This is a genomic window from Microbacterium sp. JZ31, from assembly GCF_016805985.1.
Lineage (GTDB): Bacteria > Actinomycetota > Actinomycetes > Actinomycetales > Microbacteriaceae > Microbacterium.
This window is the reverse complement of record NZ_CP017661.1, coordinates 3,083,060-3,098,128: the sequence shown is the minus strand read 5'-3', so window position 1 is coordinate 3,098,128 and position 15,069 is coordinate 3,083,060. Positions and strand designations below refer to the sequence as shown.

11 protein-coding genes are annotated in these 15,069 nt (G+C 72.7%); 6 read left to right on the top strand and 5 right to left on the bottom strand.

From position 1 onward, the window contains the following. Positions 1-3 precede the first annotated feature (3 nt). The 3 genes from BJP60_RS14670 to BJP60_RS14660 all read left to right on the top strand — a co-directional run bounded on the left by BJP60_RS14670 (position 4) and on the right by BJP60_RS14660 (position 4,904). On the top strand, positions 4-906 hold the full coding sequence (locus tag BJP60_RS14670) for an ROK family protein (protein ID WP_203136624.1): 903 nt from the start codon (positions 4-6) through the stop codon (positions 904-906). Positions 907-1,107: 201 nt separating this feature from the next. Then, positions 1,108-1,764 (top strand): GntR family transcriptional regulator, encoded by a 657-nt coding sequence (locus tag BJP60_RS14665; protein ID WP_203136623.1) that lies wholly within the window; start codon positions 1,108-1,110, stop codon positions 1,762-1,764. Positions 1,765-1,895: 131 nt separating this feature from the next. Beyond that, on the top strand, positions 1,896-4,904 hold the full coding sequence (locus BJP60_RS14660; RefSeq protein ID WP_203136622.1) for an alpha-mannosidase: 3,009 nt from the start codon (positions 1,896-1,898) through the stop codon (positions 4,902-4,904). 66 nt (positions 4,905-4,970) lie between these two features. Here BJP60_RS14660 and cofC read toward each other — a convergent pair whose 3' ends face one another. Genes cofC through cofG form a run of 4 tightly spaced genes read right to left on the bottom strand, consistent with a single transcriptional unit; the run spans position 4,971 to position 10,513 of the window. Then, on the bottom strand, positions 4,971-5,585 hold the full coding sequence (gene cofC, locus BJP60_RS14655; protein WP_203136620.1) for a 2-phospho-L-lactate guanylyltransferase: 615 nt from the start codon (positions 5,583-5,585) through the stop codon (positions 4,971-4,973). Beyond that, positions 5,582-6,592 carry a glucose-6-phosphate dehydrogenase (coenzyme-F420) gene (gene fgd, locus BJP60_RS14650; RefSeq protein ID WP_203136619.1) on the bottom strand — a complete coding sequence of 337 codons (1,011 nt, stop codon included), beginning with the start codon at positions 6,590-6,592 and terminating at the stop codon, positions 5,582-5,584. The genes cofC and fgd overlap by 4 nt, the downstream gene beginning before the upstream one ends. Before the next feature lie 19 nt (positions 6,593-6,611). Then, positions 6,612-8,093: a flavin-containing monooxygenase gene (locus BJP60_RS14645; protein ID WP_203136618.1), complete on the bottom strand. Its 1,482-nt coding sequence runs from the start codon at positions 8,091-8,093 to the stop codon at positions 6,612-6,614. Then, the gene (cofG, locus tag BJP60_RS14640; protein WP_203136617.1) at positions 8,090-10,513 is read right to left on the bottom strand and encodes a 7,8-didemethyl-8-hydroxy-5-deazariboflavin synthase CofG; all 2,424 of its coding nucleotides are present in this window, start codon (positions 10,511-10,513) and stop codon (positions 8,090-8,092) included. The genes BJP60_RS14645 and cofG overlap by 4 nt, the downstream gene beginning before the upstream one ends. A gap of 96 nt (positions 10,514-10,609) precedes the next feature. On the opposite strand from cofG, the gene BJP60_RS14635 reads away from it, so the two are divergent. Further along, positions 10,610-10,978, top strand: a complete 369-nt coding sequence (locus tag BJP60_RS14635; RefSeq protein WP_203136616.1) for a hypothetical protein — start codon at positions 10,610-10,612, stop codon at positions 10,976-10,978. A 47-nt stretch (positions 10,979-11,025) separates the two neighbouring features. Here BJP60_RS14635 and BJP60_RS15380 read toward each other — a convergent pair whose 3' ends face one another. Then, the gene (locus BJP60_RS15380; RefSeq protein ID WP_238439460.1) at positions 11,026-12,855 is read right to left on the bottom strand and encodes an ATP-binding cassette domain-containing protein; all 1,830 of its coding nucleotides are present in this window, start codon (positions 12,853-12,855) and stop codon (positions 11,026-11,028) included. A 167-nt stretch (positions 12,856-13,022) separates the two neighbouring features. Here BJP60_RS15380 and BJP60_RS14625 point away from each other — a divergent pair, with 167 nt between their 5' ends. Together BJP60_RS14625 and BJP60_RS14620 are read left to right on the top strand one after the other, a co-directional pair. Then, positions 13,023-14,111, top strand: a complete 1,089-nt coding sequence (locus BJP60_RS14625; RefSeq protein WP_203136615.1) for an enoyl-CoA hydratase/isomerase family protein — start codon at positions 13,023-13,025, stop codon at positions 14,109-14,111. Between the two features lie 301 nt (positions 14,112-14,412). Continuing rightward, positions 14,413-15,045 (top strand): alternate-type signal peptide domain-containing protein, encoded by a 633-nt coding sequence (locus BJP60_RS14620; protein WP_203136613.1) that lies wholly within the window; start codon positions 14,413-14,415, stop codon positions 15,043-15,045. Positions 15,046-15,069: the final 24 nt, after the last annotated feature.

The window sequence follows — 15,069 nt, the reverse complement described above, 5'->3', positions numbered from 1 at the left end:
GCCATGCCGCGCTACGCCCTCGCCCTCGATCTGGGCGGCACGAAGCTCGACGCGGCGCTCGTCGCGGAGGACGGATCGGTCCTCGCCGCCAGCCGCAACCGCCGTCCCACGGGACCCGCCGCGACGGCGGACGACCTCGACGCGGCGATCGCCGCCACGGCCTCGCACGCCCTCGCTCACCTGCCCGCCGACGCCGAGCTCGCCGGCGTGGGGATCGGCAGCGCGGGCCCGATCGACCGCGTCTCGGGTGCGATCCACCCCGTCAACATGCCGCAGCTGCACGGGTACGCCCTCGCCGGTACGGCGCACCGGGTCGCGACCGACGTCACCGGACGCGACGACCTTCGCACGCGGCTGGGCCACGACGGCGGATGTCTCGCGCTCGCGGAGTCGTGGATCGGCGCCGCCGCGGGGACGCGGGCGTCGCTGTCGATCGTCGTGTCGACCGGCGTCGGCGGCGGCATCGTGATCGACGGCACGCCCATCGGCGGCGCGACCGGCAATGCCGGGCATCTCGGCCAGACCGTGATCGGCGACCTCACGCTCGAGCAGATCGCGTCGGGCCCGGCGAGCGTTCGCTGGGCACAGGATCAGGGCTGGGCGGGGAAGACGGGGGAGGACATCGCGCGCGACGCCGCCGCCGGCGGCGGGATCGCGCGCGCCGCGATCGAGCGCTCGGCCGCGACCGTCGGCCTCGGTCTCGCGAACGCCTCGACCCTGCTCGACCTGGAGGTCATCGCGATCAGCGGCGGCTTCTCCCGGGTGTCGGACGACTACGTCGATCTCGTGGCCGCGGCGCTGGCCCGGACGGCCGTCCTTCCGTACGCGCAGGCGACCCGCGTCGTCCGCAGTGCGCTGGGCGACGAGGGCCCGCTGGTGGGTGCCGCGGCTCTCGTGCTGCGCTGAGCCGCCGCGCCGCTGGCCGCCGCGCCGCTGGCCGCCGCGCCGCTGGCCGCCGCGCCGCCTGCCCGCGCCGCTCGCCGTGCTGCGCCGGCGGTCGAGCCGTCGGCCATGAGTCGAAACGATCGGGTCGCCGCGCCGGGGCCTCGCGGATGATATGACTGTGTTCCCGCGGACGGGCGGACTCACGAGGCGACGGAGGGCGACGTGGCTGGATCGCTGACGGATCGACTGACCGACGACCTGCGCGCCCGCATCCTGATCGGAGCGTTCGAGCCCGGTTCGATGATCGTCGAGCCCCGTCTCGCCGAGGAGTTCGGGGTGTCGAAGACGCCCGTGCGCGAGGCGCTGGGCCGGCTGGCGAGCGAGGGACTCGTGGTGGTGCTGCCCAAGAAGGGCTATCTCGTGCGCCCCATGGCGCTGCGCGACGTCGAGGAGGTGCTCACGCTGCGCGACCTGCTCGAGCCGCACGCGGCGGCCGAGGCGGCCGCGCGCATCACGCCCGACCAGCTGGAGGACCTGCGGGGCATGATCCGCCGGCAGAACGACCGGGCAGGTGCCGAGCCGCTCGAGGCGGTGGAGGACGCGCGCGTCTTCCACAGCGCGATCGCGGCCGCCTCGGGCAACGTCCGGCTCGCGGAGGCGATCTCCCGGCCTCTCGACGAGACCTCGCGTGCACATCACATCCTGACCGGCATGCGGCGCTTCCGGACGCCGAAGCAGGAGGTCGAGGAGCACGAGCGCATCGTCGAGGCGCTCGCATCCGGATCGGCCGAGGCGGCCGCCGAGGCGATGCGCGCGCATCTCGCGTCGATCCGCGCGGCGGTGCTGGGCGCGATCGCGGCAGGAGAGCGGGCCGGCTGAGCGGCCGGGCGGTGACCCCGACCCGCGGGCCGCTCGTACCGGTCTGTCGGCCCGCGTAACGACCGCTTCATCTGACATCCTCGAACCCGGCATCACTGCCCGCCCGTCGGCCGATCCGGAGGATCACGCATATGCATGACGACATCCCGCTGAGCGTCGGGCGCGCGACCCGCGTGCTGAAGGAGCGGATCCTGCCGGCGGTGCACGCGTTTCGCCTGCCGCTCGAGGTCGCGTTCCACGAGCTGCCGGGCGAGCCGATCGCACCGGCCGACGCGTTCGCGCTCGAGTACGCGCCGTTCACCGTCGGCTCGCCGTGGGGCGCCGCGTGGGGGACGACCTGGTTCCGCGTGCGCGGCACCGTGCCGCCCGAGTGGGCCGGCCGGCGCGTCGAGGCCGTCGTCGACCTCGGCTTCGACGTCAACATGACCGGCTTCCAGTGCGAGGGCCTGGTGTACCTGTCCGACGGGACGCCGGTGAAGTCACTCAATCCCCGCAACCAGTGGGTGCGGATCGCGGATGTCGCGGCCGGCGGCGAACGGGTCGAGTTCTTCATCGAAGCCGCCTCCAACCCGGTGCTGCTCGATTACCACCCCTTCCTGCCGACCCAGGAGGGCGACATCCGCACGTCGTCGCCGCGCCGGCTGTACACGACCCGGCACGTCGACCTCGCGGTGTTCGATGCCGAGATGTTCGAGCTCGGGCTCGACATCGAGGTGCTGCTCGAGCTGCAGGCCGAGCTTCCCCCGTCCGCCCCCCGGCGCATGCGCATCCTGCAGGCGCTCGACGACGCGCTCGACGTGCTCGACCTGCAGAACCTCTCCGGCACGACGGCGGCGGCGCGCGCGGCGCTCGCTCCCGCGCTGGCGTCGCCGGCGGAGGCGTCGGCACACGAGATCTCGGCCATCGGCCACGCGCACATCGACTCCGCCTGGCTGTGGCCCGTGCGCGAGACGATCCGCAAGGTCGCACGTACGGCATCGTCCATGACGGACCTGATCGGCGAGACCGACGAGTTCGTCTACGGGATGTCGAGCGCGCAGCAGTACGCGTGGCTCAAGCAGCACCGCCCCGAGGTGTACGAGAAGGTGCGGGCGGCGGTCGCCGGGGGACGGTTCCTGCCGCTCGGCGGGATGTGGGTCGAGTCGGACACCGTCATGCCGACGGGCGAGGCGATCGCGCGGCAGTTCCTCTACGGTCAGCGGTTCTTCCAGGAGGAGTTCGGGATTCGCCCGCAGGGCGTGTGGCTGCCCGACTCGTTCGGCTACTCGCCCGCGCTGCCCCAGCTGATCCGGCGTGCGGGCTTCCAGTGGTTCTTCACGCAGAAGATCTCCTGGAACCAGGTGAACCGGTTTCCGCACCACACCTTCGCGTGGGAGGGCATCGACGGGTCGCGGGTGCTCAGCCATTTCCCGTCCATGGACACGTACAGCTCGCAGCTGTCGGGGTCGGAGGTGGCGCGCGCCTCGCGCCAGTTCCGCGAGGCGCGTCTCGCGAACGGGTCCATCGCGCCGGTGGGCTGGGGAGACGGCGGCGGCGGCACGACGCGCGAGATGACGGGCAAGGCCCGGCGCCTGGCGGATCTCGAGGGATCGGCGAAGGTGCGGTGGGAGCATCCGGACGCGTTCTTCGACCGCGCGGCGCAGCAGCTGCCGCAGCCGCCCGTGTGGGTCGGTGAGCTCTACCTCGAACTGCATCGCGGCACACTCACCAGCCAGCACCGGATGAAGCAGGGCAACCGCCGCAGCGAGCACCTGCTGGTCGAGGCGGAGCTGTGGGCGGCGTCGGCCGCGTTCTGGACCGGGGAGGCCTACCCGTACGACGACCTCGACGCGCTGTGGCGGGAGGTGCTGCTGCTGCAGTTCCACGACATCCTGCCGGGCACCTCGATCGCGTGGGTGCACCGCGAGGCGGTGGAGCAGTACGCGCGTGTGATCGCCGCGGCGGAGGCGCTCATCCAGCGATCCCTGGCGGCGCTCGCAGCAGACGGATCCGAGACCGTCGTGTTCAATGCGGCGCCCATCGCGCAGGCCGGCGTCGCGGCGCTCGGGGCGTCGGCACCCGCGGCTCCGGACGGATCGGTGTCGATCTCGTCGGGAGACGGCGGCCACGTGCTGGAGAACGCGCTCGTGCGGGTTGCGATCAGCCACGAGGGTCTGCTCACGTCGGCGGTCGATCTCGCGACCGGACGGGACGCGATCCCCGCCGGGGCGGAGGCGAATCTGCTGCAGCTGCATCAGGACTTCCCGAACATGTGGGACGCGTGGGACGTCGACCGCTACTACCGCAATCGCGCCCAGGATCTGCGCGCCGTCGAATCGCTGACGGTCGAGCAGTCCGCCGAGGCCGTCTCGGTGATCGTGTCGCGCCGCTTCTCGCGATCGGCGCTCACGCAGCGGATCACGCTGCGTGCCGGATCGCGCGCGCTCGAGTTCGCGCAGACCACGGACTGGCACGAGACGGAGAAGTTCCTCAAGGTCGCCTTCCCGCTCGACATCCACGCCGAGCACACCGCCGCGGAGACGCAGTTCGGCTACGCCAGGCGCGTGACGCACACGAACACGAGCTGGGAGGCCGCGAAGTTCGAGACCGCGATGCACCGCTTCGTGCACGTCGAGGAGCCGGGCTTCGGCGTCGCGCTCACGACCGATTCGACGTACGGCTACGACGTCACGCGGGACTCCACGCCCCGGCAGGGCGTGACGACGACCGTGCGACTGTCGCTCCTGCGCGCACCGCGGTTCCCGGACCCGGAGACGGATCAGGGCGAGCAGACGCACCGCTACGCGTTCGTGATCGGCGCCGACATCCGCGCCGCCACGGCCGCGGGCATCGCGATGAACATGCCGCCGCGCGCGGTGACCGGCGCACCCGTCGCGCCGGTGGTGCAGGCCACGGACGGTGTGCTCGTGTCCTCGGTGAAGCTCGCCGCGGACCGTTCGGGGGATCTCATCGTGCGCGTCTATGAGCCCTACGGCCGCCGGACGGCGGCGACGCTCGGCTTCGGTCGCGCCGTGTCGTCCGTGAGGACCGTGTCGCTCATCGAGGACGACTTGGGCTCGCCCGTCGAGCTGGTGGACGGGCGATCGGTCGGGCTCGCTCTGACGCCGTTCGAGGTACGGACGCTGCGCGTGACCCTCTGATCGCGCGCCGCGCCCGCCGCCGGCCGGCTCGCCTCGCTCGCGCCGCCGCCGGAGCGGGTGCGGCCCCTACAGCAGCGCAGACGTGCGCGGACCGAGGCCGAGGTGGGCCGCTTCGCGCAGCTGCGCGGCGGTGTCGACGTCGCGGCGCACGGTGGACGCCTCGGGGACGGGCAGGGACGTGAAGCCCGCCGCCGCATGGCGCGCGGCGGAATCCGCGCCGAACGCGGGCGCGAGCGCCGCACCGGGCCGTCCCGTCAGCAGCGTCGTGCCCGTGCCCTCGACATCCGCGACGAAGGCCCGCTCGTGCGCCGCCGCGCGCTCGAGCACCGCGTCGAGATCGGCCGGATCCAGCGCCGGCAGGTCGCCGAGCAGCGCGGCCCGCGGCCGGGTCGGATCGGCGGCGGCGAGCCCCGCCGCCACGGCGGGGTTGAGCCCGTCGCCGGGGTCGGGCACCACGCGCACGGTCGGTCGGACCGTTCCGCCGGGGTCGCTCACGGCCTGGAGCGCCAGCTCGCCGTCCGAGGTGACGACCACCACGGCGCCCACATGCTCGGCACGGCATACGGCGTCGATCGTGTCGAGCGCGATCGCCGAGGCGAGCCCGGCGCGGTCGGGGTGGGCGAGGCGCGACTTGCCGGTCGATCCCTTGACGGGGATGACGACGGTCCAGCTCCCGGTCAACGGAACCGCTCGCGCAGGCGCGGGAGCACCTGCTCGCCGTACAGGCGCAGGAAGGCCTCCTGGTCGTGCCCCGGATCGTGGAACACGAGATGGCGGAAGCCGAGCTCGACGTAGGTGGCGATCGCCTCGATGTGCTGCTCGACGTCGTCCGACACGATGAAGCGGGACGCGGCGCGGTCGATCGGCAGCTCCTCGGCCCGGCGCTGCATCTCGATCGGGTCGTGGATGCCCGTCTTCTCCTCGGGCTTCAGGGCGAGCGGCGCCCAGAACCGTGTGTTCTCCCTGGCCTTGTCGAGGTCGGGGCGGAACGACACCTTCACCTCGATCAGGGTGTCGACGTCGTCGCGCGAGCGGTGGCCCTTCTGGATGCCCTCCTCGAACGCGGGCAGGAGCGTGTCGTTGTAGAGGGACGGATCCTTGCCGCTCGTCGTGATCCAGCCGTCCGCCATGCGACCGGCCAGGCGCGTGGCGGCGGGGCCGGACGCGCCGATGTAGATGGGCACCTGCGTCTCGGGGCGGTCGTAGATCGTGGCGTTGTTCGTCGAGTAGTACGTGCCCTCGAAGGTGACGCGCTCGCCGGTCCACAGCTCGCGGATGAGCGTGATCGCCTCCTTCATGCGCTGGAAGCGCTCGGGGGACTCCGGCCACTCGAGGCCGAGGGTGACCTCGTTGAGGGCCTCGCCGGTGCCGACGCCCAGGATCATCCGGCCCGGGTGCATCGCGCCGAGCGTGCCGAACGCCTGCGCCACGACGCCAGGGTGATAGCGGAAGGTCGGGGTCAGCACCGAGGTGCCGAGCAGCACCCGCCGCGTGCGCTCGCCCACGGCGCCGAGCCAGGGCAGCGCCGCGGGGGCGTGGCCGCCGTCGTGCATCCACGGCTGCATGTGGTCGGACAGGAACACCGAGTCGAAGCCCATCTCCTCGGCCAGGACGGCGTAGTCGAGCAGCTCTCGCGGCCCGAACTGCTCGGACGACGCCTTGTAGCCGAAGCGCATCGGGATTGTCATGTCGTGCTCCTTGAACGGGTCATGGCGTGAGGGCGGGATGCAGGATGTCGTCGCGCACGCGGGCGAGACGGTCGCGGAAGTCGGAGACGGTGCCGGGCCAGAGCAGGGTCAGGCGACCGGATCGGGGATCTGTATACCAATTGCGGCATCCGCCCACGACCCACGGCGTGCCGGCCGCGCGCTCGGCGATCTCGGCCGTGTAGGCGGCCTCGGCGTCGAGCGAGACGCGCACGGGACGCTGCGCCGAGATCAGCGACGCGGCGAAAGCCGCCTGGTGCTCCATGATGAGCACGGCGGAGTTGTGGCCCAGCGAGGCGTTGGGTCCGTTCAGCACGAAGAGGTTCGGGAAGCCGTGCACGAGCGTCGATCCGACGGATGTCATCCCGCCGGACCAGTGCTCGTCGAGCGTCAGGCCGTGCTCTCCGGTGACGAGTCGTGCATACGGCTGTCGCGCGGCCTCGAATCCCGTCGCGAGCACGATGACGTCGGCCCGGTGGCGGGCGCCGGTCGCGGCGACCAGCGTGTCGTCGTCGACCGCCGCGAGGGCCGAGGGCTCGAGCGTGACGGCGCCCGACGCGATCGCGGGATAGAACTCGTCGCTGAGCAGCACGCGCTTGCAGCCGAAGGCGTAGTCGGGCGTGAGCGCGGCGCGCAGGACGGGATCCGGCACCTGGCGCGCCAGATGCGCGAGCGAGAGCTCCCGCGCTTCGGCCGCGGCGACCGGGTCGCCCGAGCGCGACGCGTAACGCGCCTCGCCCTCGACGTACAGCTCGTCGCGGAGCGCGGCGAGGGCTCCCGGATCGTCGCGCCAGGACGTGCGCTCGACGGGGGAGTAGGCCCGGTCGCGCCGCGGCACGATCCAGGCCGGCGTGCGCTGGAACAGGGTCACGTACGCCCCGCGACGCGCCAGCTCGGGGGTGAGCTGCACGGCGCTCGCGCCGGTGCCGACGACCGCGATGCGCGCCCCTTCGATGCGGATGCGCTCGTCCCAGCGCGCCGAGTGGAACACCGGCCCCGGGAAGTCGGCGAGGCCGGGGATGTCGGGAATCAGCGGCTCCGTGAGGCGCCCGGCGGCGAGGACGAGGGAGGAGGCCCGGAAGTCCTCCTGGGCCGAGCGGACCGTCCAGGCGTCTCCCGCCCATTCGGCGGCCGTCATCGCCGTGCCGAGCCGCAGGTGGCGCTCGAGCCCCTCGTTCCGCACGATCCGCTCGAGGTAGGCGCGGATCTCGGCGCCCGGAGCGAACGTGCGCGACCACTCCGGCCACGGATGACTCGACAGGCCGTACAGGTGGGCCGGCACATCGCATGCGACGCCGGGATACACGTTGTCCCGCCAGGTGCCGCCGACGGAGTCGGCCCGCTCAAGGATCACGAAATCCGTGACGCCCTCCGAGCGCAGGGCGAGCGCGGCCGCGATGCCGGCGAAACCGGCCCCGACGATGACCGCCTCGACATGCCGCGGCGAGTCCGAAGGGATCCGCGGATCCGAAGGCGAATTCATCCGGATTCCCCTTCGGTCTCGCCGATCCCTGCGGATCCGCGGCTCCCGGTCGTGCGGATGGCCGTCATCCCGCTGCGCGCTGGCACGTCGCCGTAGGTCGTGGAGCGCTGACGGAACGGGCGGAACAGGCCGCGCGCGATCTCCCGCGCCTGGGGGAGCGGCAGCTCGGCTCCGCGCTCGACGCCGGCGCCGGGCAGGATGCGACCGTCGAGCAGCGTGCCGCCGAGGTCGTCGCCGCCCGAGCGCAGCAGCTCGATCGAGGTCGGCACGCCGTGCCGGGTCCACGGGATCTGGATGTGCGAGATGACGCCCGACAGCATCAGGCGCGACACCGCGACCATCGCCCGGTGCTCGTCGAGCGGAGCACGCTGTGGGACGAGCGGTACGCCGCCGCCGAGCGCCTCGGGCAGCGGGATCGGCACGAACTCCGTGAACCCCCTGGTGGTGCGCTGGATCCCGAGGAGCTCGCGCAGGTGCGCGATCCGCTCGGCGGCCGTCTCGACGTGTCCGTAGAACAGGACGGAGGTCGACCGGAACCCGGCGCGGTGGGCCGCCGTGATGTTCTCGCGCCACCTGTCGATCTCGAGGTCGCCCGGGGCGATCCGCGCGCGCACGCGCTCGCTCAGCACCTTGACGCCCGTGCCCGGGACGGTGTCGACTCCCGCCTCCCGCATGGCCGCCAGTGCGCCGGCGAGGCCGAGCCCGGAGCGGTCGGCGAGGTCGGCGACATCCTGGGGACGGAACGCGTGCAGGTGCATGCCCGGAGCGGCATGCTTGATGCTGCGGGCGATGTCGAGGTACGACGCGGCGTCCTCGGTCACGGGAAGCAGGCCCTGCACGCAGATCTCCGTGAGGCCGAGCCCGACCGCGTCGCGTGCGATGTCCGCGAGGGTCGCGAGGTCGTACGTGTCGGGCTCGCTGGAGGGCGCGCGTCGGAAGTGCGTCGACGCGACGTTGCGGTTCGCGACGATCGTGAGCGCCTCGCCCACGGTGTACCGCCGCACGTCGTCGGCGGTCGCGGCGAGGGCGTCGACCTCGCGTTCCTCCGCACGCAGCAGCAGCTCCCACTCGCCGTCCTCGAGCGAGGCCGGATCGGATGCCGCGCGGCTGAGAAGGCGGGTGAAGGCCGAGGCGGCGCTGGGCGCCGCCGGCTCGGCTCGTTCCCCGCTCCGCTCGGCGACCGGGGTGATCACCGCCCCTTCGTCGGAGACGACGGCCAGCCCGTCGGGCCCCGCGAGTGCATATGTCGCCGTCCGGATCGCCGGATCCAGCCACGCATCGGTCACGTACGGCGGGTGCGCGGTCAGCCGCTCGCGCAGCCTGAACCCGGCGTCGGCCGTGAAGCGCGCCAGGTCGTCGAGATGGGGCCACGGCCGCTCGGGATTCACGTGGTCGGCGGTGAGGGGTGACACGCCGCCCCAGTCGTCGGCACCCGCGCGCACGAGCAGGCCGAACTCCTGCGGGTCGGACAGGTTCGGCGGCACCTGGATGCGCATGCCCGGGCCCATCACGAGCCGTGCGACCGCGACCGCCGCGATGTACTCCGTGAGGTCGGCGTCGGGCGCGTCCTGCATCGCCGTGCGCGGCTTGGCGCGGAAGTTCTGCACGATCACCTCCTGCAGGTGGCCGTGCCGATCCTGGATCTCCCGCAGTGCGACGAGCGACTCGGCGCGATCGCGCAGGGTCTCGCCGATGCCCACGAGGATGCCCGTGGTGAACGGCACGCGCGCACGCCCCGCGTCCTCGAGCAGCCGCAGCCGCACGTCGGGATCCTTGTCGGGCGATCCGTAGTGCACCTGTCCCGGCTCCTCGTAGAGCCGGCGCGACGTGGTCTCGAGCATGACGCCCATCGACGGCGCCACCGGGCGCAGCATCGCCAGCTCGTCGGCGGTCATGATGCCCGGGTTGAGGTGGGGAAGCAGGCCCGTCTCCGCGGCGATCGCGCGCGCCATGTCGGCCACGTACTCGAGCGTCGAGCCGTACCCGTGCTCGTCCAGCCAGGCGCGGGCCTCGGGCCAGCGGTCCTCCGGCCGGTCGCCGAGCGTGAGCAGCGCCTCCTTGCAGCCGAGGGCCTGGCCCTGCCGCGCGACCGCCAGCACCTGCTCGCGGGACATGTAGGTGGGCTTGTGCTGCTTGAGCAGCTGTCCCGGGGTGTCGACGAAGATGCAGTAGTGGCACCGGTCACGGCAGAGCGTCGTGAGGGGGATGAAGACCTTGCGCGAGTATGTCATGACGCCGGGGCGGCCGATCGCCTCGAGCCCCAGGTCCCGCACGCGCGCGGCGGCGTCGAGCAGCCGCTCCAGCGCGTCGTCCGTCGCCGCGAGCAGCACCTCGGCCTCGTCGACGCCGATCCGCCCGCCGGCCTCGGCACGGGCGAGAGCCGACTCCAGTGTGGTCAGATCCGGATCGAGCAGGGTCACCGACTCAGTCTCGCACCGCGACGGCGTCGGGGGGGCCGCCCGATCGTTGCTCTCCTGTGAGGTGGATCACGCGACGCGGACGGCAGGATGGAATCTATGGTGACTCTGCTTCTCGACACGCGTCAGCTGGAGATCGTGCTCACGCGGGTCGAGCGACTGCTGGCGGGGCGGCGCGGGGACATCCGGATCGAACGCGCGGCGATCACGAGGCTGCAGCTGACGGACGATCCGCTCACCTGGGTGCGCGGCGTGCGCGCGCCCGGCACCCAGCTGCCTCGCCTGCTCTCGCTCGGCACGTGGCGCTCGGCGCAGGGCGACGACTTCGTCGCGATCCGCCACGGCCGGCCGGGGGTCGTGATCGACCTCGACGGCGATGCGCGCTTCACGCGCCTGATCCTGTCGACCCGCCACGGGCACGCGCTCGCGAAGGCGCTGCGCCTCGAGAACGGCGAAGTCGAGGCCTGAGACGAGAAGAGCCCGGCCGATCGGCCGGGCTCTTCTTCGACGCGGGGTCAGCCGCGGTGCTCGTCGGGAGAGTGCTCGTGGTGCTCGTGGTGCTCGCCCTCGTACTGCTCGTGCTGCTCGTGGTGCTCGCCGTCGTGCCCGGGCGCTTCGCCCTCGGCGCTCGCGTCCGCCTCGTGCTCGGGCTCGGCCGAGTCGGCGTCGGGGGCCTCGCCGCCCGCCGCGTCGTCGTCCGACGCGTCCTCCGCCTCGGGCGACGCGGCGACGCCCACGCCGACCGCGGCGAAGCCCGCAGTGGACGAGACGCCGTCGTCCGAGGAGTGCAGCTGCTCGGTCAGCGCGGCCGACCCGGGCAGTCCGTCGGCCGCGACATCCGTGCGGTCGTCGCCGTCCGGCAGGTCGACGACCGAGTCGGGGGCCTCGAGCCGATCGGGGTCGTCGGCGTCCTCCTCGCGCGGGGAGGGGATGTACTCGGGCGCGGGCACCCAGCCGGGCGTGGGCTGCTCGCCCTCGGGCGACGCGGCGATGAGCTCGGTCTCGGCCGCCACGACGTCCTTCTCGATCTCGGACAGCGGCCGGGTCAGGAAGGCGAGCGGATCGCCGTACGACGGGGCCGGAGTCTTCGGCTGCTCCGAGAGCGTCTGCCGGTCGACGACCACGGCGTCCACGGTCGTGGGCGCGAACGGCAGCTCGTCGACCGTCTCGGCCTGGGCCTCGCCCGCCCCGGGCTGGTCCGCTTCGGCGTCCGGGGAGGCCTCCGCGCGATCGACCGCCACGTCCGCCTGGGTGGGCGTGTAGTCCGCCTGCGCCTGGGACGCCTCCTCCGGCTGCCCCTCGGCCGGCGCATCCGTCGGCGTCGGCTCGCTTCCCGACGCCTCCGCCTCGGAGGGCGCGTCGTCCGCCGTCTCGCCGGCGACGTCCGGCGCGTTGTCCGCCGTCCCGCCGGCGACGTCCGGCTCGGCCGCCGCCGCTTCGCTGGCGGGGCCCTCCCACGTGCCGCTCACGACCTTGAGGAACACGTCCTCCAGGCTCTGCTGCTTGAGCGTGAGCGACGACAGCGGCACGCCCGCCTCGGCCGCGAGCGCGCCGATCTCGGCGGTCGTGACGCCCGTGACGTTGATTCCCGAGCGGCGCAGCTCGAACTCGATGCCCCGTGCGCGCAGCGCATCGCGCAGCGCGGCGCGGTCGGGGGAGTCGACGGCCACGACCGCATCGATGTCGGCGAGCTGCTCGATGCCGCCGCTGAACAGCAGGCGACCGTTCGAGATGATCAGGATGTTGTCGGCGACCTGCTGCACCTCGCTGAGCACGTGCGACGACATCAGCACCGTGCGGCCCTCGTCGGCGAGGCGGCGCATCAGCATGCGCATCCAGCGGATGCCCTCCGGGTCGAGGCCGTTGGCGGGCTCGTCGAAGATCAGCACGCCGGGGTCGCCCAGCAGCGCCTCCGCCACGCCCAGGCGCTGACGCATGCCGAGCGAGAAGCCGCCGATGCGCATGCCGCCCACGGCGCCCAGCCCCACGACCTCCAGCACCTCGGTCACACGCGAGGCGGGCACGCCGATCGCCCGCGCGGTCGCGATCAGGTGGCGCTCGGCCGTGCGGCGCGGGCGGTACTGCTGGTTCTCGAGCAGCGCGCCCACCTCGCGGCGGGGCTGCGACAGCCTCTTGTATGGCACACCGCCGATCAACGCCGTTCCCTGCGTGGGAGCGATGTCGCCGAGCAGGATGCGCAGGGTCGTCGACTTGCCCGCGCCGTTCGGGCCGACGAAGCCGGTGACGACACCGGGCTCGACGCGCGCGGTGAAGTCGGACACCGCGGCCACGTCACCGAAGATCTTGGTGACCCCGCGGAACTCCAGCACCTTGCCGTCGGTCATCCGCTCCCTCTCGTGGGTGAAAAAGTCTGTGCGACGCGGGCGTCAGTGCGCCGCGTCATCCCACCTATCTTGGCGGACATCCCGCAGAACATGGGGATCCCGACCGTCCGCTCCCCGATCCCGACGCGCCGAGGGGGCCGCGTGCGCACCGGCGTTACGGTGGACCCGTGACCTTCCCGACGTCGGATCCCCGCATCCTCGCCCGCCGAGAGGGCGGTCTCGGCACCATCACGATCGACAGGCCGGAGGCGATCAACGCACTCGAGCGCAGCATGCTCCAGGCGATCCGGGGCGTGCTCGACGCCTGGGTGACGGATCCGGATGTGCAGGTCGTGCTGTTCGACGCCACCGGCGAGCGGGGCTTCAGCGCGGGCGGCGACATCCGTCGCCTGTACGAGGCGATCTCGCGGGGACTGGTCGTGGAGGCGGAGCCGTTCTTCCGCGACGAGTACTCCCTGAACGCGTACATCGACGAGTACCCCAAGCCGATCGTGGTCTTCGCCGACGGCGTCACGATGGGCGGCGGGATCGGGATCGCCGGGCACGCGCACGTCCGGATCGTCACCGAGACGTCCAAGCTGGCGATGCCCGAGACGCGCATCGGGTTCACGCCCGACGCGGGCGGATCGTGGCTGCTCGGACACGCACCCGGACGGATCGGCGAGTTCCTCGCGCTGACGAGCTGGGTGATGGGACCGGCGGATGCCATCCACGCGGGGTTCGCGGATCACTTCGCACCGGCCTCGCGCCTGCCGTCGATCCGCGAGGCTCTCACGACCCGCGCGGACCCGTCGACGCCGACCGAGCTCATCCTGCTGTTCGACGAGACGCTCGAGCCGGGCCCGATCGAGCGGGCGCAGGGCTGGATCGACGACGCCTTCTCGGCCGACACCGTCACGGAGATCGTCGACCGGCTGCGGGCGCTCGAGGCGTCCGGCGTCGCCGCGGGGGAGGAGGTGAGCCCGGCGACGGCGCTCGCCGCCCTCGCCGAGCGCTCGCCCGTCGCGCTCAGCGTGACGCTCGCGGCGATCCGCTCCTCGCGGGTGATGCGCGGGCTGCGCGACGCGCTCTCGCAGGAGTTCGCCCTCGTGTCCTGGTTCATGCAGACGCAGCCCGACATGGTCGAGGGCATCCGCGCGCAGCTCGTCGACAAGGATCGCTCCCCGCGCTGGACGCCGGCCGCGCTCGCCGACGTCGACCCTGAGATCGTGGGAGAGGCGTTCGCGTACGAGCCCGAGCACCCGCTGTTCGGATAGGGCGCGGGCGGCGCGTCGACCCGCCGCCGCGGTGGGCCGCGCGCGGCGTGACGTCCCGTTGAGCGGGAGATACCCGGATACCGTCCGTCCCCGAATGGGGGACAAGGCTTGTCCCCCATTCGGGGGACAAATCCAAAGCAGTCCTTAGGACGAACTTGACCCTCGCCTAAGTATTCATCCGTATGTTCATGACCTGGCGGAGGCTGCCCAGAGTCGAGGCCACCGCCGCGACGGCGCGCTCGAACCCGAAGCGAGCGACGCCGACGCCACCACGCACACGCCGTCGTCCCGCGGCGTGTTCGTGGTGCGCATTTTCGTCTCGCTCCCCACCTCACTGGAGAACCTCGTGAACAAGTTTGCAAAGGGCTCGATCGCGGCCGCCGCCGGAATCGTCCTCCTCCTCGGCGGCGTCGGATCGCTCGCCTACTGGAACGACTCGGCCGACCTCGACGGCGTGGCGGTCAACGCGGGCCAGCTCGCGCTGACGGCCGCGGACGGCACCTGGGGCACGGATCGGATCGAGCGCTGGGTGCCCGGCGACGAGGCGACCTACGAGGCGACCCTCAAGCTCGAGACCTCCGGTGAGAACATCGCGGGCCTCATCACGCTGGACACGGCGGCGCTGAAGGCCGCGGTGGCCGAGCAGGCGCAGGACACCGTGACCTCGGCGCTGCCCGCCGGCGTCGACGCGGCCGACATCCTCGACCAGTTCTCCTTCGACTTCACCGCCGACATCGCCCGCGCCACCGTGCCGACGGGCGCGGCTCTCACCGCGGCGACGGACGGCTACGCATTCGACGGCGCCGGCACCTACTCGATCCCCGTCACGGTGACCGTGACGTTCGAGGACGCCGGCGCCGGCGACAACGACGCCCAGAACGCCGCCATCGACCTGGGCGACCTCCCCTTCGTCGCCACGCAGACCGTCGACTGACGCCTCGGCCTTGTGCCCCGTCTC